21 protein-coding genes are annotated in these 21,596 nt (G+C 59.6%); 16 read left to right on the top strand and 5 right to left on the bottom strand.

The window, feature by feature from the left end:
- The first annotated feature begins 24 nt into the window (after positions 1–24).
- The 8 genes from cofG (at position 25) to QNI81_RS01410 (ending at position 7,400) form a co-directional block, all read left to right on the top strand.
- Positions 25–1,167, top strand: coding sequence for a 7,8-didemethyl-8-hydroxy-5-deazariboflavin synthase CofG (gene cofG, locus QNI81_RS01445; RefSeq protein ID WP_283967120.1), 1,143 nt, complete (start codon positions 25–27; stop codon positions 1,165–1,167).
- On the top strand, positions 1,164–2,441 hold the full coding sequence (gene cofH / locus QNI81_RS01440) for a 5-amino-6-(D-ribitylamino)uracil--L-tyrosine 4-hydroxyphenyl transferase CofH (protein ID WP_283967119.1): 1,278 nt from the start codon (positions 1,164–1,166) through the stop codon (positions 2,439–2,441). The genes cofG and cofH overlap by 4 nt, the downstream gene beginning before the upstream one ends.
- Positions 2,438–3,406, top strand: a complete 969-nt coding sequence (gene cofD / locus QNI81_RS01435; RefSeq protein ID WP_283967118.1) for a 2-phospho-L-lactate transferase — start codon at positions 2,438–2,440, stop codon at positions 3,404–3,406. Before cofH ends, cofD begins: the two co-directional genes overlap by 4 nt.
- Positions 3,403–4,056 (top strand): 2-phospho-L-lactate guanylyltransferase, encoded by a 654-nt coding sequence (gene cofC, locus QNI81_RS01430; RefSeq protein WP_283967117.1) that lies wholly within the window; start codon positions 3,403–3,405, stop codon positions 4,054–4,056. The genes cofD and cofC overlap by 4 nt, the downstream gene beginning before the upstream one ends.
- Positions 4,053–4,826, top strand: coding sequence for a coenzyme F420-0:L-glutamate ligase (cofE, locus tag QNI81_RS01425; protein WP_283967116.1), 774 nt, complete (start codon positions 4,053–4,055; stop codon positions 4,824–4,826). The genes cofC and cofE overlap by 4 nt, the downstream gene beginning before the upstream one ends.
- Entirely contained in the window at positions 4,823–5,491 is a 669-nt protein-coding gene (gene npdG / locus QNI81_RS01420) for an NADPH-dependent F420 reductase (RefSeq protein WP_009176853.1), read from the top strand. Before cofE ends, npdG begins: the two co-directional genes overlap by 4 nt.
- Positions 5,492–5,532: 41 nt before the next feature.
- Positions 5,533–6,573, top strand: a complete 1,041-nt coding sequence (locus QNI81_RS01415; RefSeq protein ID WP_283967115.1) for a TIGR03842 family LLM class F420-dependent oxidoreductase — start codon at positions 5,533–5,535, stop codon at positions 6,571–6,573.
- Positions 6,574–6,776: 203 nt separating this feature from the next.
- Positions 6,777–7,400 (top strand): TetR family transcriptional regulator C-terminal domain-containing protein, encoded by a 624-nt coding sequence (locus tag QNI81_RS01410; protein ID WP_009177336.1) that lies wholly within the window; start codon positions 6,777–6,779, stop codon positions 7,398–7,400.
- 76 nt (positions 7,401–7,476) lie between these two features.
- Here the strand turns inward: QNI81_RS01410 and QNI81_RS01405 are convergent, their stop codons facing one another.
- From QNI81_RS01405 to QNI81_RS01395, 3 genes are read right to left on the bottom strand one after another with little or no spacing between them, the layout of a single operon-like run.
- Positions 7,477–8,253 carry a MetQ/NlpA family ABC transporter substrate-binding protein gene (locus QNI81_RS01405; RefSeq protein ID WP_283967114.1) on the bottom strand — a complete coding sequence of 259 codons (777 nt, stop codon included), beginning with the start codon at positions 8,251–8,253 and terminating at the stop codon, positions 7,477–7,479.
- 37 nt (positions 8,254–8,290) lie between these two features.
- Positions 8,291–8,965: a methionine ABC transporter permease gene (locus QNI81_RS01400; protein ID WP_005643708.1), complete on the bottom strand. Its 675-nt coding sequence runs from the start codon at positions 8,963–8,965 to the stop codon at positions 8,291–8,293.
- Positions 8,955–10,013: a methionine ABC transporter ATP-binding protein gene (locus QNI81_RS01395; protein WP_283967113.1), complete on the bottom strand. Its 1,059-nt coding sequence runs from the start codon at positions 10,011–10,013 to the stop codon at positions 8,955–8,957. Before QNI81_RS01395 ends, QNI81_RS01400 begins: the two co-directional genes overlap by 11 nt.
- A 295-nt stretch (positions 10,014–10,308) precedes the next feature.
- Between QNI81_RS01395 and QNI81_RS01390 the strand changes: the two genes are divergently transcribed.
- The 7 genes from QNI81_RS01390 (at position 10,309) to QNI81_RS01360 (ending at position 17,473) form a co-directional block, all read left to right on the top strand.
- On the top strand, positions 10,309–11,034 hold the full coding sequence (locus QNI81_RS01390; protein ID WP_283967112.1) for a DUF4129 domain-containing protein: 726 nt from the start codon (positions 10,309–10,311) through the stop codon (positions 11,032–11,034).
- Positions 11,031–12,377 carry a hypothetical protein gene (locus QNI81_RS01385; protein ID WP_283967111.1) on the top strand — a complete coding sequence of 449 codons (1,347 nt, stop codon included), beginning with the start codon at positions 11,031–11,033 and terminating at the stop codon, positions 12,375–12,377. Before QNI81_RS01390 ends, QNI81_RS01385 begins: the two co-directional genes overlap by 4 nt.
- Positions 12,367–13,323 carry an AAA family ATPase gene (locus QNI81_RS01380; RefSeq protein ID WP_065327092.1) on the top strand — a complete coding sequence of 319 codons (957 nt, stop codon included), beginning with the start codon at positions 12,367–12,369 and terminating at the stop codon, positions 13,321–13,323. Before QNI81_RS01385 ends, QNI81_RS01380 begins: the two co-directional genes overlap by 11 nt.
- 53 nt (positions 13,324–13,376) lie before the next feature.
- Positions 13,377–14,618, top strand: coding sequence for a DUF58 domain-containing protein (locus tag QNI81_RS01375; RefSeq protein ID WP_283967110.1), 1,242 nt, complete (start codon positions 13,377–13,379; stop codon positions 14,616–14,618).
- Positions 14,618–15,616: a stage II sporulation protein M gene (locus tag QNI81_RS01370; RefSeq protein WP_065322973.1), complete on the top strand. Its 999-nt coding sequence runs from the start codon at positions 14,618–14,620 to the stop codon at positions 15,614–15,616. The genes QNI81_RS01375 and QNI81_RS01370 overlap by 1 nt, the downstream gene beginning before the upstream one ends.
- The gene (locus QNI81_RS01365) at positions 15,613–16,533 is read left to right on the top strand and encodes an RDD family protein (RefSeq protein ID WP_283967109.1); all 921 of its coding nucleotides are present in this window, start codon (positions 15,613–15,615) and stop codon (positions 16,531–16,533) included. Before QNI81_RS01370 ends, QNI81_RS01365 begins: the two co-directional genes overlap by 4 nt.
- 163 nt (positions 16,534–16,696) lie before the next feature.
- Positions 16,697–17,473: a hypothetical protein gene (locus QNI81_RS01360; protein WP_126136230.1), complete on the top strand. Its 777-nt coding sequence runs from the start codon at positions 16,697–16,699 to the stop codon at positions 17,471–17,473.
- Between the two features lie 126 nt (positions 17,474–17,599).
- Here QNI81_RS01360 and QNI81_RS01355 read toward each other — a convergent pair whose 3' ends face one another.
- Both QNI81_RS01355 and rtcR read right to left on the bottom strand, forming a co-directional pair.
- Complete coding sequence (locus QNI81_RS01355; RefSeq protein WP_283967108.1) at positions 17,600–18,178, bottom strand: GNAT family N-acetyltransferase; 579 nt, start codon at positions 18,176–18,178, stop codon at positions 17,600–17,602.
- Between the two features lie 40 nt (positions 18,179–18,218).
- Positions 18,219–19,790: an RNA repair transcriptional activator RtcR gene (gene rtcR, locus QNI81_RS01350; RefSeq protein ID WP_283967107.1), complete on the bottom strand. Its 1,572-nt coding sequence runs from the start codon at positions 19,788–19,790 to the stop codon at positions 18,219–18,221.
- Between the two features lie 308 nt (positions 19,791–20,098).
- On the opposite strand from rtcR, the gene QNI81_RS01345 reads away from it, so the two are divergent.
- The gene (locus QNI81_RS01345) at positions 20,099–21,496 is read left to right on the top strand and encodes an RtcB family protein (RefSeq protein WP_283967106.1); all 1,398 of its coding nucleotides are present in this window, start codon (positions 20,099–20,101) and stop codon (positions 21,494–21,496) included.
- Positions 21,497–21,596 lie beyond the last annotated feature (100 nt).

The raw sequence follows: 21,596 nt of genomic DNA, 5'->3' as shown, positions 1-21,596 counted from the left end.
AATCCTTGAGGCAGGGAGGACACCATGAATACCCAATCGCTCAGCACAGGCACGGCCTGGGCGGAGGCGGGAGATCTGCGCGCTTTGATGAGCCGTGCGGCCCAAATCCGTGATGCCCAATGGGGCCGGACGATCACCTATTCGCGCAAGGCATTCGTGCCTCTGACCAACATGTGTCGCGACACCTGCGGCTATTGCACCTTCGTCAAACACCCGGACTCGCCAGAGGCCAATATCATGACGCCAGAGCAAGTTCTGGCGACCGCGCAAAAGGGCGAACAGGAGGGCTGCAAGGAGCTGTTGTTCAGCCTCGGAGAAAAGCCGGAACTGCGCTATGCCAAGGCCCGTGCGGGGCTGGGAAGGCTTGGCTACAGCCGCCTCACCGATTACCTGCGCGACATGTGCGAGCTGGTGCTGGAGGAGACCACGCTCCTGCCGCATGTGAATGCGGGTACGCTCACCGACGATGAAATCGACGTTTTGCGCCCGGTCGCGGCCTCCATGGGGATGATGCTGGAAACCGTCAGCCGTCGGCTGACCCGCCGGGGCCATCCGCATTTTGCCTGCCCCGACAAGGTGCCGGTCCAGCGCCTGCGCACGCTGGAACGCACAGGCGAGAAACAGGTGCCTTTCACCACCGGTCTGTTGATCGGGATTGGCGAAAGCTTTGCCGAGCGCATTGAGGCGCTGCACGCGATCAACGCAGCCCATGCCCGCCACGGTCACATCCAAGAAGTGATCATCCAGAATTTTCAGCGCAAACCCGATATCGATATGGCGCAGCACCCGGAGCCCACATTGGAGGACATGCTGCGCACCATTGCAGCGGCGCGGATCATCCTGTCACCGGACATCAGCCTGCAAGCGCCCCCCAATCTCAGCGCGCGTCACATCGCCTATCTTGAGGCGGGCATCAACGATTGGGGCGGCATTTCGCCGGTCACCATCGACTTCATCAATCCACAACATGAATGGCCGGAAATCCGGTCGCTGGATCGATCCTGCACAGAAGCGGGGTTTGAGCTGCGCGAACGGCTGACCGTCTATCCCCGCTACCTGACCACAGAGACCGATTTCATCAACCCCGCCGTTCTGCGCCGCGCCCATGGCATGGCCGGCACCAACGGGCTGGCCCGCGAACAACGGCATATGGGAGAGACCGCATGACCATCCGGCAAACGATTGAATCCCCGACAGCAGCAGTACACGCCCTGACCGATGGTGCCGCCGCCCCGATCCGGCAGATCCTCGACAAGGCCCTGAGCGGCGGCGAGGTTAGCGAAGCTGAAGGCGTCAGCCTCTTTAAAACCAGCGGTGCAGATGCGGAAGCCGTGTATCGCACCGCAAATGAGCTTCGACGACGCACCAACGGCGATCATGTCTCCTTTGTGGTCAATCGCAATATCAACTTCACCAATATCTGCTACATGGGCTGCCGGTTCTGCGGCTTTGCCAAGCGCAGCGAGGATGCGGGGGCCGAATGGCTCTCACCCGAACAAGTGGTGGAGCGCGCGCAAGAAGCCTGGGATCGCGGCGGCACTGAGGTCTGCATTCAGGGCGGTCTGCACCCCAAGATGGAAGGCACCTATTACCGCGACATCGTGCGCGCCATTAAGGCGGCGCTGCCGGACATGCATATTCACGCCTTCTCCCCCTTCGAGATCTGGTATGGCGCGTCCAAGACCAAGATGTCCTATCACGACTTCCTCGCGGACCTGAAAGACGCGGGCCTTGGCTCGATGCCAGGCACTGCGGCCGAAATCCTCGACACCGAAGTGCGCCTGCAACTGACCAAGAACAAGCTCAGCGCCGAGAAATGGGTGGAGATCATCCGCGCCGCGCATGAGGTCGGCATCCCCACCACGGCAACCATCATGTACGGCCATATTGACGCGCCCGAGCATTGGGCCGCACATATCCGCCTGCTGCGCGACATCCAGAAAGACACCGGCGGCTTTACCGAACTGGTCCCGCTGTCCTTTGTCCATACCGAGTCGCCTCTGTGGTCGGAAAACCCCGACAAGGTCCGCCCCGGCCCCACCGCGCTGGAGGTCGATCTGATGCATGCGGTCTCGCGCATTATGCTGCACGGCTGGATCGACAATATTCAGGTCAGCTGGACAAAACTCGGCGCGGCCCGCGCCCAGCAGATGCTGGCGCGTGGCGTCAACGACCTTGGCGGCACCTTGATGAATGAGAGCATCTCGCGCGCGGCAGGCTCCGATCACGGGCAGGAAATCACCGCAAAGGAACTGGTTCAGATGATCCGCGCCGCTGGCCGGGTGCCGGTGCGCCGCAACACCATCTACGAGGTGCGCGACATCTATGACGATCACGACCCCGAAGATCTGGCCCCATTGGTGGATCGTCGCGGGCGCAACCCGCTGGATTTCCTCCAGATGTTCCCAGAACGCAGCACCACGCTGGAGGCAGCGGAATGAGCGACACATCCCAGACAAAGGTCACGCTCCTTGCGGGGGGCGTCGGCGGCGCAAAAATGGCCGAAGGGTTGGCCGCGCTGCCGGATGTGGCACTCAGCGTGATTGGCAATGTGGCGGATGACGACAGCTTTCACGGGCTGTGGGTCTCGCCCGATATTGATACGCTGACCTATAGCCTTGCCGATGTGATCGACCGCCAGCAGGGCTGGGGTGTCGCTGATGAGAGCCACCGGGCGCTTGAGACCCTGAAAACCCTTGGCGCAGACACATGGATGTCGCTTGGGGATCGGGACTTTGGCCTGCATATCTATCGCACACAGCGCCGCCTGAAGGGGGATCGCCCCAGCGACATCGCCCGCGACGTCGCCCGCGCCTTTGGTGTCGGTGCCGAGATCCTGCTGCCCACGGATGACCAAGTGCAAACCCGCGTACGGACCGATGCGGGCTGGCTCAGCTTTCAGGAGTATTTCGTTCGCGAACGCTGCGCGCCCGATGTGCGGGAGCTGACCTTTGACGGCATCACGCAGGCAAAACCAACCTCAGAAGCACTGGCCGCGATCACCTCCGCCGATCTGATCGTCATTGCGCCCTCAAACCCGCTGGTCAGTATCGCACCGATCCTTAGCATTCCGGGCATTGGCGAAGCGGTCCAATCCGCCCGCGCGCCCAAGGTGGCGGTCAGCCCCTTTATCGCGGGCAAGGTCGTCAAAGGCCCCGCCGACAGAATGATGGCAGCCCTTAGCGAACGGGCAGATGCGGTGGGGGTTGCCCAGCGCTACCGCGATGTGGTGGACGCGCTGTTCATCGACCACGTCGATGCCGCCCTTGCACCAGAGATCCAAACCATCGGTCCAACGCCGATCTGCTCTGCGATCTTGATGCGCGATCTCAAAGATAAAACACGCATGGCGCGTGAAATCGTCGACTTCCATCACGACCATGCCCGCAAAGGAGCCGCCGCATGACGGCCCTCACGCAAAAGCGGCTGGTGGTCATCCCGATGAAAGACCCCTCTCGCGCCAAGACACGGCTCGGCGCGGCGCTGGATGCCAACGGGCGCGCGGGCATCGCTCTGGCGCTGTTTCGGGCAACGCTCAATCACCTGTCCGAGGCGCTTATGTTGCTGCCCCACGGCAGCGTAGACATCGCGGTGCTCACCTCCAGTCCGGAGATTTCCCGCATCGCTAGGCGCGCAGGTGTCGCCCTGATTGACGACGAGGGCCACGACGGCCTGTCTCAATCACTTGAAGTGGCCGCCGCATGGGGCGCGCGCCAAGGCTACGATGCAATCTGCATCCTGCCCGGCGATCTCGCCGCGCCAAAAGCTTGCGATCTTGCCCGCTTGCTGAGCCACGACCTCGCGCAAGGGCGCGCCGTGTTCTGCCCATCGGCGGATCTGGGCACCAATGCGCTCTTGGCCCCGCTGCCCTGCCCGTTTCGGTTTCAGTACGGCCCCAACTCCGTGGTGCATCACCGCCGCGCGGCAGAACGGGCCGGGCTTTGGCCCGTCATCCTGCCGCTCGAGAGCCTGCGGATCGATGTCGACACCGTTGAGGACCTCGGCCACCTGCTCGCCCGCAACCCGCAACTCCTTGCGCAGGAGGCCACCCGATGAGCCTGAGCGTCACCCTCACGGCCCTGCCTGGCGTGCCCGACATTCAAGACGGCGACAATCTCTCGGCCATATTCGCCGACTGCCTGAGCAAAGCCGATCTTCCCTTGCGGGATGGCGACATTCTCTGCGTGGCGCAGAAGGTCTTCTCCAAGGCCGAGGGCTGCATCATTCCGCTTGCCAGCGTGACGCCCTCGCCCGAGGCCCTTCGGTATGGCGAAGAGCTGAACAAAGACCCCCGCAAGGTCGAGGTGGTCCTGCGCGAAAGCACCCGCGTCGTGCGTTCGTTCAAACGCCCCGACCAGAACGAGGGGACGATGATCTGCGAACACCGGCTTGGGTTCATTTCGGCCAATGCGGCAGTGGATCAGTCCAATTTCGGCGAAGAAGACGCCGCCATGGTGCTGCCCAAAGACCCGGACGCAAGCTGCGCAAGGCTGCAACGTGATCTGGCGGAGCGCTTTGATGCCCGTATCGGCGTGGTGATGACCGACACCTTCGGCAGGCCATGGCGGCTGGGTCAGGTCAATGTGGCGATCGGCCTCTCCAAAGTGCCCGCCACCATTCGCGAACAGGGCAATCTGGACGCATGGGGCCGCCCGCTGGAGGTCACCGAACCGGCATTTGCCGATGAAATCGCCGCCGCCACCGGCCTCGTGGTGCGCAAGAACGGGCGCACCCCGGCTGTGCTGTTGCGCGGGCTCGACTGGCAGCCCACCGACAGCCGCGGCGCCGACATACTCAGGAAAAAACAGGAGGATATGTTCAGATGAAGATCGCGATCATTGGCGGCACCGGGCCGCAAGGACAGGGTCTGGCACTGCGGTTTGCCCGCGCTGGGATTGAGGTCGCACTTGGCTCTCGCGACGCCGAGCGCAGTGCCGGGATCGCCGCCGAGCTGATGCAGAAACTGCCCGAAGGCTCTGCCGAAATCTCTGGCCTTGGCAATATTGAGGCAACGCAAGCCGCCGATCAGATGGTGATCTGCGCCGTACCTTGGTCAGCCCATAACGCAACACTCACCACGCTCAAACCGCACCTCGCGGACAAGATCCTTGTCGATATCGTGGTGCCACTGGCCGAGGGTGACCCGAAAAAGGTCGATATGCCGCCAGAAGGCTCTGCCACCGAGGCCGCGCAGGCCTTGCTTGGCGATGAGATCCCGGTGGTGGGCGCACTGCACAATGTCTCCGCCACCACGCTCAACAACCTCGATTGGGACATCAACTGCGACATCCTGATCTGCGGCAACAGCCTGCCCGCCCGCAAACAAGTGATGGAGCTGGTCGGCGCGCTGGATGTGCAGACCTACAACGCAGGTGATGCACAATCTGCCCGCTGCATCGAGGCGATCACCCCGATCCTGATCCGTCAGAACATCTCAAAGGCAGTGCCCTTCACCCATGCGGGCATCCGCATCTGCGCCCCCGATCACTAAACCCACACAGCATAAAAACCTATTCCAACACGGAGGAAGACATGGAATTCGGAATTTGTTTCAAAGGCTTCGTTGAACCTGACCGCGCCCGCGCCCTAGTGCGTCAGGCCGAGAATGCAGGCTTCACCTATTGCTGGTTCTACGACAGTCACATCCTGTGGCGCGAGAGCTTCGTGGCGATGGCGATGTGCATGGAGCACACGGAAAACATGCGTTTTGGCCCGCTGGTCACCAACCCCAACTCGCGCGAATGGTCGGTTGCGGCCTCACTCTTTGGCTCGCTCGCCAAACAGTCCGGCGGCCGGTTCGACATTGGCCTTGGGCGCGGCGACAGTGCCGTGCGCGTGATGGGCAAGAAACCCTCGACGATCAAGCGGATGGAAGAGTTCACCCATGTGGTGAAATCCCTAATCCGCGGCGAAGAGGTCCAATACGGCGAATGCCCGGAACCAGTAAAGTTCCCCTGGGCCAGCGGTTATGAGCTCCCCGTCTGGATTGGTGCCTATGGCCCCAAGGCGCTGGCCTCGGCTGGCAAAGTGGGCGACGGCGTGGTGCTGCAGATCGCAGAGCCCAAGATCGTCAAATGGCTCGCGGATCAGGCCAAGGCCGGCGGCGACGCCGAAGGCCGCGATATGTCGAACTACCGCGTAATGGCGGCCGCGCCTGCGCACACCGGCCCGATCGAGGAAGGCATCGAGAAGACCAAGTGGTTCCCCGCCATGGTCGGCAACCACGTCGCTGACATCGTGGAGAAATACGGCACCGACGGCGATCACGTACCGACCAGCCTGACCGACTACATCAAGAACCGAAAAGGCTATGACTATTCCAAGCACGGCCAGAGCGATAACCCCTATCTGGACTTCATCACCGAAGACATCGTGAAGAGCTTCTGCGTGCTGGGCACCCCGGACGAACATATTGCCAAGTTGCGCGAGCTGGAGGCCGCCGGGACCACCCAGTTCAACATCTACCTCGACAGCGGCGATGAAGAGAAAATCATCGCCGACTACGGCGAAAAGATCATCCCGGTGTTCCAACAAGAAGCCGCCGCCAAAAAAGCTTCACTGGCCGCATCCTGACCTCACCACTCCCCGAGACAACTGGCCAGCAGGCGGGCACATGTTGCCCGCCTGTTTTTTTGGGCTCACGCAAATGTCACCCCGTTGAATTTCAAATCGGGCCCTTTTGCAGCCCCGCTCGCCCACGGGCGCTAGCCACGCCCTTTGACATGTGCCAATAGGTGCGCAACTTTATTTCAGCTTACAAATGGCGGACCCGTTCGATGGCGCGCATGTCAAATGCAAAACCAAAAACCAAGATCCAGCGTCAGAAAACCGAGCAAATCCTGACTGCGGCTCTGGAGGTTTTTGCCCTTCACGGGTCTTCGGGCGCATCCATCAATATGATCGCCAAAACTGCCGGGCTGACCACGCCCAACCTGCTCTATTATTTCGAAAGCAAGGACGCGATACGCAAGGAACTTCTGTCGCGCACGCTGCAACTGTGGATGGCACCGCTCAGCATGGTCAATCCGCAAGGTGATCCGGTGGAGGAAATCTGCGCCTACATCAAGCGCAAGCTGGAAATTTCAAAGAACTTCCCCCGCGAAAGCAAGTTTTTCGCCAATGAGATTCTCAGCGGCCTGCCGCAGTCTCGCAGCGAAATCTTCGGCCCCCTCAAGGAATTGTTCAACGCCAAGGTGCAAGTTTTTGAGGACTGGATCGAAGACGGGCGCGTGGCCAAGGTCGACCCGCATCATCTGCTGTTCTCCATCTGGGCAACCACCCAGCATTACGCAGATTTCGACGTTCAGATCGAAGAAATCGCGCCCGCCAAGCTTCAGGATCGCTACGCCGAGGCCGAGAGCTTCTTGCTTGAAATGTATAAAAAACTTCTGACGGTCTGACCGCCGCGCCCTCAGGGTGCCCAAACAAAAAAGAGGAGGCCAAAGCCCCCTCTTTTGAAACGTGCACGGCGCGACCTTACCAGGAGGTCAGCACGGTGCCGTTATAGCTCTCATCAATGAAGGTTTTCACCTCATCGGAGTGATACGCCTTGATCAGCGTTTCCACCCAAGGCGCGTTCTCGTCACCGCTGCGCACAACGATCACGTTCACATAAGGGTTTTCGGCACTTTCCATCGCGATAGAGTCGGTCTTTGGGTTCAGGCCCGATGCAATGGCATAGTTGGTGTTGATCAATGCAGCGTCCAGATCCGCCAGCGAACGCGGCAGCTGTGCGGCATCCAGTTCGGTGAATTTCAGCCCCTTGGGGTTCTCGGTGATGTCGAGAACCGTCGGCTTCAGCCCAGCGCTTTCATCCAGTTTGATCAGGCCCAGTTCCTGCAACACCAAAAGCGCGCGCCCGCCGTTGGTCGGATCATTCGGGATGCCAAAGCTTGCGCCTTCTGCCAGCACCGAAAGCTCTGTCACCTTGTCAGAATAGACACCCATCGGGGTGGTGATGGTGTTGGCCACCACGGTCAGATCAAAGCCCCGATCCGCCATCTGGTTGTCCAGATAGGGTACGTGCTGGAAGGAGTTCGCCTGAATGTCACCATCCGCCAGCGCTTGATTCGGGATCACGTAGTCGGAAAATTCCACAACGTCGATCTCCAGCCCCATCGGCTCGGCGACCTCAGCAACCAGTTCCATGATTTCAGCGTGCTCACCGGGGGAGACGCCGACCTTGATTTCAGCCGCCAGCGCGGCAGAGGCCGTGAGCGCCAGAACGGAGGTGAGGGTAGCAATACGCAGCATGTGTGTAGTCCTTGCTAGTACGTGATTGAGGAAAGGATTATTCGCCACGCCCCTTGGGCGCGCGTTTGTCCACCTTGGCAGCGATCCACTCTCCGATGGATTGCACAAGCTGTACGAGGACGATCAGGATGACCACCACAATGGCCATAACTTCGGGCATAAAACGCTGATATCCATAGCGAATACCAAGGTCACCGAGGCCTTCACCGCCCACGGCCCCGACCATCGCGGAATAGCCAATCAGGCTGACCACCGCGAGGGTAAGGCCCAGCGTAATGCCGGGCAGCGCCTCGGGGATCAGCACCTTGCGGATGATCTGAATGGGCGTTGCCCCCATGGCGCGGGCTGCTTCGATCAGGCCGCTGTCAACTTCGCGGATCGCATTTTCCACCAGCCGCGCGATGAAGGGCACAGCCGCAAGGGTCAACGGCACAATCGCCGCCGTGGTCCCGATTGATGTGCCCGCCACCAAACGCGTGAAGGGAATGATCGCAACGACCAGAATGATAAACGGCACGGAGCGGGTCGCATTGACCACCAGCCCCAACACCTTGTTGATCCACGGGGCCGAGAGCAGCTCGCCGCGTTGCGATGTGGCGAGAAACGTGCCGAGCGGCAGGCCAAAGAGCGTGCCGAGCAAGGTCGAAATCGCCACCATATAGAGGGTCTGACCCGTGGCCTCGATCAGCAGATTGATGAGGTTAGCCGACATAGCCGAGCACCTCCGTATTGAGGTTGTGATCTTGCAGGTAACGACGCGCCTCTTCGCCGCGCGCGGCAGGCAGGGACACCAGAAGATTGCCAAAGGGGTGCGAACCGATTTCCTCGACCGCACCGGCGAGGATATTCACCTCAATGCCCAGCTCTCCGGTCAGCTTGGCCAACATCGGGTCGGTGGCGTGCTGCCCAAAGAACGTAACCCGAATGACTTCTTCGCCGCCCTCGCTGGGCGTGTCCTGCAAGCGGGATTTGACAAATGCGGGCAGTTTCACCCCGGTGACACCCGACAGGAAAGACCGCGTGGTGGCATGTTTCGGCGCGATAAAGACATCATGCGTCGGCCCATGTTCCACGATACGCCCGCCGTCGATCACCGCCACATGGCTCGCGATATCGCGCACCACGGCCATTTCATGGGTGATCAGCAGAACCGTCAGTCCCAGATCGCGGTTGATGTCTTTCAGCAGCGACAGCACGGTCTGCGTTGTTTCCGGATCAAGCGCCGATGTGGCCTCATCCGACAACAGAACCTTTGGCTTGGTCGCCAATGCGCGGGCAACCCCAACGCGCTGTTTCTGCCCACCCGACAGCTCCGCCGGATAGCGGTTGGCCTGTTGCGAGAGCCCTACGCGTTCCACCAGTTCCGCCACACGCGCCGTAATCTCGGATTTTGCAACCCCCGCGATCTCCAGCGGCATGGCGATGTTGCCCGCCACCGTGCGCGAGGCCAGCAGATTGAAATGCTGAAAGATCATGCCCACGTCGCGGCGAATGTCGCGCAGGGCACGACCGCGTGCGGTGCCAACATCATGCGCGCCCACCAGAACACGACCCGATGTCGGGCGTTCCAGCCCGTTCACCATGCGCAAAAGCGTGGATTTCCCCGCTCCAGAGCGGCCGATAATACCTGTGATCGACCCCGGCTCGACGCCCAATGAGACGTCTTCCAGAGCGTGAACAGTACCGCCCCCCGGTTTGGCAAAAGCCTTGCCCACCGCCTCAAAAGAGATCGATGCCGCATCTCGGTTGCGTTCTGTCATTCCTGCTCCGACTCACCCTTGCCCGCTTCGTGCGCGTGGATAGATCGGAGTTTTCAACGGGCTTCAACCAATTCCCCTGCATATCTGCCTTGCATGAAACGGCAGGGTCCGCTGATTTTGCTCCGCTCACAGGACAGTTTAGCGGCCATGGGACGTCCGGGTACCGGCCTAAAAAAGCGCCCCACCAAAGGACCACGCAACCAATTGTCAGTCATCTGCGATCAAATGCTGTACATTGCGGCGCAATTGCAGGTATCGGTTGGGCGTTGAAATTTTGTTCACTTATCGCTTTCGCATGTTTTTGATTTTTCGCCTGTTCTTATTGGCCAGCTTCTTCGCGCTCCCCAATTGGAGTGTTGCGCAACAATCTTCTGAAGCCCCGCTTGAGATTGGCGACAGCGGTGCGGCCTATCTAAAAGCGATCCGATTTCGCCGCATTGATGTCGATGTGGCGTATTTCGACCCGACGCGCCCGCCTCCTCCGATGGAGGCCGGTCAGGAACCCACAGCCCCAGCGGAGCGAACCGACGTAAGCGGCGAATGGGCAATGGGCGACCTGAGTTTTCCCGGCTTAGTAATCTCTGCCGCGGTGCTTTTGCTAATTGCCTATGTCTTTGCCCGTTTCGGCGGCAACGTCTCCGTTTCAATGGGGCGTGACGCCGAAAACGCCAAACGGGAACGTGGCAAAACACCCTTTGGCAACAGAGGCAGCACCCACCCCGTACCCGGCAACCTCGCCAGCATCCTGCGCCTTCAGGATCGTCGGGAAGCCTTGGTCCAACTGGCACAAGCCGCTCTGGCGGCGGCGATTGCGGCAAATGGTGTGCTGTTGCAGCGCAGCTGGACAGCCCGCGAAGCCCTGCGGCATCTGCCTGCCGATCAAAGCCACCTCAGCGCACTGCGCAGTCTCGTTCTGGCCAGCGAACGGGTGCATTTTGGAGGGCGCGACGTCAGCGAAGAGGAATTTCAGTCCCATGTCGATGAGATACGCCCGCTGTTGCATGCAGGAGTCTCCGCATGAGCCTGTCTGACCCAAGCGCGCCGACCAACAAGCTCCGGCTGGAAACGCTGGCCATTGCGGGCTTTGCGGTATTGCTCATTTTTGTGGTGTTTTATGCTCTGTCGCAACGTCAGCAGGTGCTCAGGACCTCCCCTTCTGGGTTTGATGGTCTGCAAACTTGGCTCACGTCCGAGGACGTCAGTGCGCAGAGCTTCCTCGGCGGGTGGCAGGTTGACCAAAACTCCGTCGGATTGCTGCTGCTGCCGCTGTTTGACACCGCCCCCGATAGCCCCCGCAGCCATCCCTCGACCAAGCGCGAATTGCTGTTTCAGCAGGATGAGTATGATCTGGATATGCGCCCGGTTCTGGAAAAGGCGCGCCGGGTGCAAACGCTTGTGGTGCTGCCCAAATGGCGAAGCGGCATGCGGCTGGCTGGCGTAGCGCATCCGGTGTTGCTGAACGAGCGCGCCGCGACCCAACAGCTACTGCACGACCTGACTGGAGAGAATGACGCAAAAATTGTCGATGCGCGCGTCCCCTTCAGCGACTTCGGTTACAAGTCTGAAGACGGCCAAGACATGTCAGCGCGCATCTATGCCGCGCAGATGTTCAAAAGCGAGAGCTGCAGGCCTTTGATCGGCACTGAGGCTGCGATGATACTGGCAGACTGCGCCCTGCCCAAAAGGGCCATCCCCAAAAGCCAAGCGCGCAACAGCACCAACAACACGCGTATGCTGGTGCTGTCAGACCCCGATCTGTTGAACAATCACGGGCTGCGCATGGCTGATAACGCCCTGATTGCTAGTGATTTTCTCCGATCCCGCGCGGGCGAGCGCAATCTGGTAATAGATTACAGCCGCGATGTCTGGCTGACCGATCCGGATCGCGGCAGCCAACGTGAACGCACCTGGGCTGACCTCAAACGCTTTTTTGAGCCACCCTTTCAGGTTCTGTGGCTGGGCGGGCTGTTGACGCTGGCGCTGTTTATCTGGCACTCATGGCTGCGCTATGGGCCAGTGCGCCGCGACGCAGCAACCGCAACCAGCGGCAAGGCGCAGGCGCTATTGGCGCGGGGGCGCTTGATGCGCTTGTGCAATCAGGATGGGGCCTTGCTCGGCGACTATGCTCAGGCCCGTCTGGCCGCCACGGCAGCCACGCTCTTTGGCCCGGCCCATGCCCGCCACTACGCTGAACCCAAGGCATTTTTGGGATATGTCGCACGCCGTCATCCCGGCCTCGCGGATGCGCTGGAAAAAACCCTGACTGACATTCGAAGGCTCCAGCCAAGAACCGCCCCAGCGGAGGCAATCCGCCATGTCGATGAACTAGAAGCGCTATTGGAGCAGGTAATCCATGACACTTGAAACACTGCAACGTCGATCCGATGCACTGCGAGCCGAGATTGGCAAAACCGTTCTCGGGCAGGAAGAGGCGGTGGACATGCTCCTGATCGCGCTCTTTGCGCGCGGGCACGTGCTCCTTGAAGGACCGCCGGGCACCGCAAAAACCCTGCTTGCCCGCAGCTTTGCAGCGGCGATGGATCTGCAGTTCGGGCGTATTCAGTTCACTCCCGACCTGATGCCGGGAGATGTGCTGGGAACGTCAATCTTCAACTTTCAGACCAATGAGTTTGTACTGACACCGGGGCCGGTGTTCACGCAGGTGCTGTTGGCGGATGAAATCAACCGCGCCCCACCCAAAACCCAGGCGGCGCTGCTGCAGGCGATGAACGAACGCACCGTCAGCATCGACGGCACCGACCACGCATTGGGGCGCGAGTTCATCGTCGTCGCCACCCAAAACCCGATTGAGCAACAAGGCACATACCCCCTACCCGAAGCGCAACTGGACCGTTTTTTGTTCAAGCTCGTCATTGATTTCCCACCCGAAGAGATCGAAATGGCCATTCTACGCCAGCATGCCGGGGCGCCGATGGAATCCGGTATGGAAACCAGCGGGTTGGAAAAGACCCTCGATGCCGAGGCCCTTGCCGACAGCCGGGCGTTGATCGACGGGATCATTCTGGATGATGACATTCTTGCCTATATCCTGCGGCTGGTCCGCGCGACGCGAGAAAGCTCCGAGATCGCCTTTGGCGCCTCGACGCGCGCCGCCGATGCCTTGGCTGCCGCAACCCGGTCGCTGGCCGGACTAAGCGGGCGCGACTTTGCCATTCCCGACGACGTAAAGCGGTTGTTTGTCCCCGCCCTGCGTCACCGCGTCGTGCTCGGCCCCTCCGCCGAGATCGAAGGCCGCAGCGCTGCCATGGTGCTTGAAAACATCCTCAACCAGATCGAGGCCCCCCGCTGATCCGTCCTTCGCCCCGCCTGCTGATTGCCGCTTGCATTGCACTTTTGGTGTCAATGCTGAGTGCGGTATTTGCCAACGGACTGCGTGACATTGCGCTGGCGCCCTGGGGGCTTCTTGCGGCGCTGGCTGTGGTGGATCTGCTGCTGTCCTTCTCGCGCCGCAAACAGCTCAACTATGATATGGCGCAAGAGATTTTCATCGGTGAGAGCCAGCCCCTCACTCTCCAGATCCCACAGATGCCTGCCGGGCTGCGGGCGCGTTTGGCGTGGCCCGAAGGGCTGAATGGTGAAAGCGAAATCACCTTTGTGCCACAACCGGACGGCAGCGGTATGGCCGAAATCCAATGCCGCGGGGTCCGGCGCGGGGTCTGGGCGTTTGAGCACATCTGGCTGTGCTGGACATCGCGGCTACGGCTGTTTGAATTTGTCCCCCGGCTGGCATTTGATCTTGAGGTCCGGGTGGTCCCCAACATCCGGCTCGTGCAATCGGGCAAGATCGCAACCACGGTGCAATCGGCACTCTATGGGGTGAAGGAGAACCGGGCCATCGGTGAGGGATCGGAGTTCCATCAGCTGCGGGATTTTGTTCAGGGCATGGACGTCAAATCCATCGACTGGAAACGATCCGCCCGACGCCGGTCACTGGTGGCGCGCGAACTGCGTGCCGAGCGCAATCACCATGTTATCGTCGCTCTCGACAATGGCTATCTGATGCGTGAGGACATCGCGGGTCTGCCGAAAATCGACCACGCCGTGACCTCTGCGCTGGCGGTGGCGTGGGCTGCGGCGATCGGTGGCGATCAGGTTGGATATTACGCCTATGACGTGCGCCCGCGCTCCTTTGTGGCCCCAGTTGAAGGACGACAGGCTTTTGCGCGGCTGCGCAGCTGGAGCAGTGAACTGACCTATTCCGGGCATGAGACCAACCACACGCTTGCCCTGACCGAGTTGAACGCGCGCACCCCAAAACGCAGCCTGATCATCGTGTTCACCGATTTCATCGACACGACATCGGCCGAGCTGTTGGTGGAAAACCTGAGCATTTTGTCCAAACGGCATCTGCTGATCTTTGTCGCGATCCGAAATCAAGACACCGAAGCTTTGGTCGAAACCGCGCCCGATGATCTTGATGAGGTGGCGCTTTTGGTGGCCGCAAACCAAGCGATCAGTGAACGTCGGTTGGTCCTGGAGCGGCTGACCCGCCTTGGGATCACGGTGCTCGATGCGACACCTGAAACCGTCACAGGCCGGTTGATTTCAACCTATCTTGAGATCAAATCGCGGGAGATGATCTGATGTCCGATGCTGATCTTATGCGGTCGGCCCGGTTCCGCAAGGAACGCGAGGCGGGTTGGCAGCGACTTGAGGCGCTGGTGACCCGCGCCGAGCGCGACGGCCTGCAACGGATGGAATTTGCCGAAGCACGCGATCTGGCCGCGCTCTATCGACAGGCCACAACCTCGCTTGCCATTGCGCGGGAAATCTCTCTGGATCGTGCCCTTTTGACCTACCTCGAAGCGCTGACCGCACGGGCTTATTTGTCTGTGTACGCGCCGCAAGAACGTCTGGGCGGGCTCTTTCGCAAGTTTTTCACCCAAAGCGCACCGCAAGCCATACGCCGGTCGTGGCTGTTCATCGCCATCGGTTTTTTGTGCATGGGTCTGGGCGTTTTGGCCGGGTATTTCCTCTATCTGGAGAACCCGGCGTGGTTTCATGTGTTCATGCCGCCAGAGCTTGCGGGCGGGCGCGGTCCCTCTTCCACCACCGAAGCGCTGCGCCGTGTCATCTATGATGAAAACCCCGCATCCTCCGGTCTGGGCGCGTTTGCGACAACGCTGTTTTCACACAACACCCGCATCGCCATTTTTGTCTTTGGACTAGGGGTATTTCTCTGTGCTCCAGCGATTGTTTTGACCTTTTACAACGGTCTGATTTTGGGTGCGTTTTACGCTTTGCATGTGGAGCGCGGCTTGGGTGCCGATCTGGGCGGGTGGCTCTCCATTCATGGCGTCACCGAAATTTCAGCGATCTGTATTGCCTGCGGCGGCGGGGTAAAACTGGGAGCGGCTGTGTTGTTTCCCGGTTCCCGCACACGCAAGCACGCCCTGCAGCACGCGGGCAAAGATGCCGCCAAACTGGCGCTGGTCGCCGCCGTCATGCTGGTGGCGGCAGCGCTCCTTGAGGGGTTCGGCAGGCAGTTGGTGCAGGATATGACCGCACGCTATGTGATCGGCTGGGGCGTGGGCCTGTGCTGGTTGTCATGGTTTGTCTTCGCAGGCAGGGCACGCACATGAAGCTCAGATGGCGCAAGGCCCCCAAAACCAAACCATCGACCGGTGAATTGGTGCCCCCAGAGGGCGTTCCGCTCAAACTGGAAGTGGCCGGGCTGGGTGTCAGGCTCGCAGCGCAGATCACAGATGTGATCCTCACACTCGTTGCCTCGATTTGTCTGGTGATCCTTGTGGCCTCGCTGGGCTTCAGCTCGCCCGACACGCTGATAGCCATTGGCAGCCTGATGTTCTTCATTACGCGAGTGCCCTATTACGTCCTCACCGAACTTGCGTGGAACGGGCAGACATTGGGCAAGCGGCTGATGAAGATCAAAGTCGTCTCACACGACGGAAGGTCGCTTAGCACCCATGCGCTGGTTCTGCGCAACCTGATGAAAGAAGCGGAAATCTTTCTGCCTGCCACCCTGCTGTTATCTCTGAACGCCGCCACCCCGCTGGTCTCTGGTCTCGCTCTTTTATGGATCATCGCAGGATTGATGGTGCCTTTGTGCAACCCCTACCGGCAAAGGTTGGGAGACCTGATGGCCGGCACCCATGTCATTCACATGCCTGTGCCCGTCTTGCTCAAAGATCTCGCTGGAAAACCGGCAAAGCAGATCACCGAGAAAGAAGGGTTTGTCTTTCTGGCACACCAACTCGATCACTACGGCGCCTTTGAATTGCAAACCCTCGAAGCGCTGCTGCGCGCTCAAGAGACCGGCACTGCGCAACAAAAGGGTCAGAAACAAGGCGCGACCATCGAAGCGGTGGTGGAAAAGATCCGACAGAAAATTGGCTATGCCAACAAAGTGCCAGAGGCGCGGCGGCTGGAGTTCCTTCGCGCCTTTTACAACGCGCAACGCGCACATTTGGAACAACGGCAGCTTTTTGGTGAACGGCGCAAGGACAAACATTACGCAGCAGAAGATGCCCCCTCATGACAGAAATCCGGCAAATCAGCCTTGGTCATGAGCCATCAGGCTTGCGGAACGCCCGGCCCGGCTCCAAAGATAACACCGTTAAAATACCGTTTACTCCCTCGCCGGGTCACCCTCGGACCCAAAGACATTAAGACAACTGAAAATACAGAGATGAAGGATTATCATGTCGAGTACTGCTGATACAGACGCCCGGATCGCATTGGGTGTCGGCGCGATCGTTGGCGAGAGCTTTTCGATCTTCTTTAAAAACCTCATCCCCGTCACGCTTATGGGCTTGATTGCAAGCCTCCTGAGCTTGCTCCTGACTGGCGCGCTTGTCGGCGTCGATGTGGTGATTGGTGTCGCGTTGCCCGACATGAGCACTCCGGCGGGTGTGTCAATGTGGGCAATCACTGTGGTTCTGCAAATTGCGTTTTACAGTTTGGCTTCTGCCCTGCTGGTTCAACTGGCCTATGATGCAAAACTCGGAAACCCTATTCAGATTGGCCGCTATATTTCTCCCGCGATCCGGGCAATCGTGCCGGTTGCCGTGCTCTCTATCGTCGTGGGACTCATGATAGGGGTTGCGAGCATAGCGCTCATCATTCCGGGCCTTTGGGTTTATGCGGTATTCTCCGTCGTCACCCCAGCAGTTGTGATCGAGCGCATTGGCTTTGGCGGGCTTGGAAGAAGCGCGGATCTCACCAAAGAATACCGCTGGCCCATCCTGGGGGCCCTGATCCTCATCGGGATCTGCGTTGCAATCATTAACTTTGTCGGCCCCTTCCTTGCGGGCATCCTGATGGTCAACGCAGGGATTTTGTTGGCGTCGATTGCATATGTCGTCACCTCGGCACTGGGCTTGGGTCTGAGCGGCATTTCAATCGCGTTGATCTATGCGCGGCTGCGCGAAATCAAAGAAGGCGTCACCGTCGATCAAATCGCCTCGGTTTTTGATTGATACGCTGGCCAAAGTGATAAATTGGCCTGATCTTCAGACAGGCCAAAGGGTCCGCGCAGCGCCTGCGCGGACCACGCCCGCCGCAAATCGCGCCATTCCGGCAATTTATCTGGGAGCTGCCAGTTCTCAACCCTGCGGAAGACGATAAACATCCACCGTGTGCCCGCAACTTGGGTCGGTGGTTCTTCGGTCAAAGACCATCCCGAGCTTCTGCATAATGCGCGCCGACGCACCGTTTTCAATCTGGCATATGCTAACGATATCGGTGATGCCCCGCTCTTTCACACCAAATGCGAGCGCCGCCGCCGCTGCTTCGCTGGCGTACCCCCTGCCCCAGTTTGGTTTTGAAAACCTCCAGCCGATTTCGACAGAAGGATACACTTCTGGCAAAAAGTCCGGCGACGACAAGCCGGCAAAACCGATCAGATCCCCTGTATCTTTGGCCTCAACCGCAAATAGGCCATAGCCCCGCACGCGCCACCCTTGATGAAACGACGCAATAGAGCGCGCGGACTGATCCCGAGTGCGGGTCTTTCCATCTCTAATGTAGCGCATGACCTCTGGATCGGCGCACATGGCCGCAAACGGTGCAAGATCATCGGGCGTCCAGCCCCGCAACAGCAATCGTTCGGTATGGATAAACGGCGGTGTCATAGCCTTTTGTAACCAAAACACCCAATCCTCGCCCAGTGTTTTTGCCCCCATATGGGCACCGCTACCGTCACGCATTCCCGGCACGCAGTGCTCAAGCGCCGTTCACCTGGTCCCAGTCGATGCCGAATTTGGCGAGGTATTTACGCAGCCGGTCGGCGTCATTGGTAGATTTGCGGCGGTTTCTGGACTGCGCAAAGAGGTTGCGCCCGGCCTCACTCAGGCTGGCACTCTGCCGGCAGGTACGGATCACTTCGGCCAGTTGCGCACGATCAAAAAGGTCGATGTCATCGACTTGCGGCCCAAGGAGGTCAGCCAGAAGTTTCAAATCCGGATCGCTTTGAGAGGCCGACCACAACCCGCGCAGACGGCGAATTTCTTCTTCGACCATTGCTCGGGTGATCCGCCCACGCGCCGCCAGGATACACATGCGCCGCACCGAGGCCCCGAAATCACGGAAGTTACCCGGCCAGAGCGTGGCCGGGTCACGACAGAATTTCAGATACCGCTCCCGCGCATCAAGATTAAACCCATATTGCACGCCCAACTCACGCTCTGCCCGCGCCAACTCAAAGATGAGGTTGGGTTCAATATCTTCGCGACGCTGCCGCAACGGCGGGATTTCAAACGTCCATGCTGTCAGGCGGCTCAAGAGATCCTGCCGAAACAGGCCATCCGCCGCCAGTTTGCGCAGATCACGGTTCGCCCCGGCAATCACTTGAAACTGACTGGTGACCTCATAATCTGCCCCCAGTGGATAATAGCGCCCCGTCTCGATTGCATGCAGGATGACCGCCTGTTCGCGCAGGCCCAACTCGTCAATTTCATCAAGAAACAGGACACCGCCATCCGCCTCGCGCAGCAAGCCGTTGCGCTCTGACCCTGCCTGCCCCGTATACCCGCGACGCTGGCCGAAAAGCATGGCAATCCCGTCGGCCCCACTGAGCGTGGCGCAGTTCACATGCACCATCCGCCCTTTAATCATTCGCCGGTCGAGCTTTAGCGTATGAATGCGTTCAGCGAGTTGGGTCTTCCCGGTGCCGGTCTCGCCCAATAGCAGGATCGGCGCGCGCGTCGCGCCTGCGACGTGTTCGATCTGGGAAATCAGCCCATTATACGCAGTATTCCGGGTCTCAATCCCACCTTTCAGCAGGTCACTGTATTCCTGCGCGATCAGATCGAACCGATGCTGCAGCGCATTATAACGCCGCAGATCCAGATCAATAATATCGAGCTTCGCCAGTTCATCTTCATGAAGCGGCGGCCCGGTTTGCAACAGCAGAGCCGGGACATGGCGGCTTTCGGCCAGAAGGAACCAGCAAATCTGTGCGACATGCGTCCCCGTGGTCAGATGGATGTGATAGCGCTCACGATCTTCATCAAAACCATAGCCACGGGCAAAGTCAAAAAGCTTGGCGTAGACCTCCTCAAAATCCCAAGGATCACTGAGATCAAGCCGGTTGAGTACCACTTCGGTGTCCGGGCTAGCCGCTTCGATCTCACGCTTTACCGCATGCGCCAGACGGTTGAACTTAAAATCATAAAGCAGCTCGAGCCGATCCACATGAAATTCGTCATGTTCGACGAGTGATAGCGTAGGCTTCCAGCGCCGGTTCTTACCGACGTCGAGCTTGACTCCCAGAAATCCGATTACGACGCTCTGCACTATATCAATTTCTATAACTTACGATTTATTTTTATAATATACGAAGCAGGCCCATAACGCAATTCAGCGCATTTTCCATTCTTATCAGCAACTTACGTCACTTTCATTTTCACCTTTGGCGAAGCACCGCACCCTGCAACAAACAGGGCACCGAAAGAGTGAAGAGAGAGAAGAGCGGGCAAATCCGTGTCCGCTGAAACGCTGGGGGCCTTGGGCCCATTCCCAAAGCCCCCAGCACTTCGCACCCTATTTTAGACGAAAGGCTTGAGCCCAAGGGCCAAGTGGTTGAGATGGAAAAAGATACAACGATGACGCCGATTACTGGCAAAGAGCTGGTTGCATGGGGGCATATCCCCGGAGCACAATTCCCAGCTCTTATTGCGCGCGCAGAGGCGATGATGGCCGACGGCGCAGATGCAGAGAAAATCCGCGCGACACTCGATCAGGAGCGGCCAAAGGCGCTGCCGAAACTCCCTCTCCATGCTGCAGGGGCGGTGCCGTTTCATGAAAACATTCGTGCCGAAACACCGGACGAAGAAGGCAACACCACTAAAGTGCGTGAGACCATGACGGTTTTGATGCGCACCCCCACCGTGGTCAGCGGCGCTGTGATGCCTGACGCCTGTCCCGCAGGTCCGCTGGGCACGATCCCGGTCGGCGGTATCGTGGCGACAAAGAACGCAATCCACCCCGGCATGCACTCGGCCGACATTTGTTGTTCGGTGATGATGAGCGATCTAGGCGATGTGGATCCAAAGGCCGTCTTGGATGCGGCGCAATCCGTGACACATTTTGGCCCCGGCGGGCGGCGCAATGGCGCACGTTTCACAACCTCGCTCAAATTGCTGGACGCATTTCGCGAAAACCGGTTTCTGAATCACCCCAAAATCTTGCGGATGGCGCAGGAGCACATGGGCACACAAGGGGACGGTAACCACTTCCTCTTTGTGGGGCGTGCGCGCAGCTCTGGGCGCGTGGCCATGGTGACCCATCACGGGTCGCGTGGTCCGGGCGCTGTACTCTACAAGCTCGGCATGGAAGTGGCGCAAAAGTTTCGCAAACGCCTCTCGCCAGAGACGCTGAAGCAAAACGCCTGGATTCCGGCTGACAGTGACGAGGGCATTGCATATTGGGAGGCTCTCCAGCTGATCCGCAAATGGACTAAGGCAAACCACAACGCGCTCCATCAGGCGACCATCGAGGCCGGTCGCATAGGAGATGTCGGGGAGCGGATCTGGAACGAGCACAATTTTGTCTTCAAGCGTGACGGTCTTTTCTATCACGGCAAAGGCGCAACCCCTGCATGGGATGACTACGCACCTGACGCAACGGGCCAGACGCTCATTCCGCTCAATATGTCGGAACCCGTGCTTGTGGTGCGGGGGGCCGACGCCAAGCACGCTCTGGGCTTCAGCCCGCATGGTGCAGGACGCAACTTCTCGCGCTCCGAACATCGCCGCCGTATGGGGGAGGTGACACCACAAGAGCAACTAAAGGCGGAGACCAAAGGTCTCGATGTGCGCTTTCACGCTGGAGGTGTCGACGCTTCTGAATTGCCGTCGAGTTATAAAAGCGCGGCCTCCGTGGTCGAGCAGATCAAAGACTACGGTCTGGCCGAGATCGAAGACTACATCGATCCCTACGGCTGCATCATGGCCGGCGATGTGCCGCCGTTCTGGCGAGAACGCAAGAAAGGCCGCAGCTAACACTGGTAAGACGCAGACAAGAAACGGGCAGGATGGGAAGACCCCTCCTGCCCTTTTGTGCAACTGCGCGCGAAAGCGCCCCGTGGGCACAAGCGGCTCG

Source organism: Tritonibacter sp. AK171 (assembly GCF_030127025.1).
GTDB classification, from domain to species: Bacteria; Pseudomonadota; Alphaproteobacteria; order Rhodobacterales; family Rhodobacteraceae; genus Epibacterium; species Epibacterium mobile.
The sequence above is the reverse complement of the archived record's forward strand: the minus strand, read 5'-3'. Positions and strand labels throughout refer to the sequence as shown.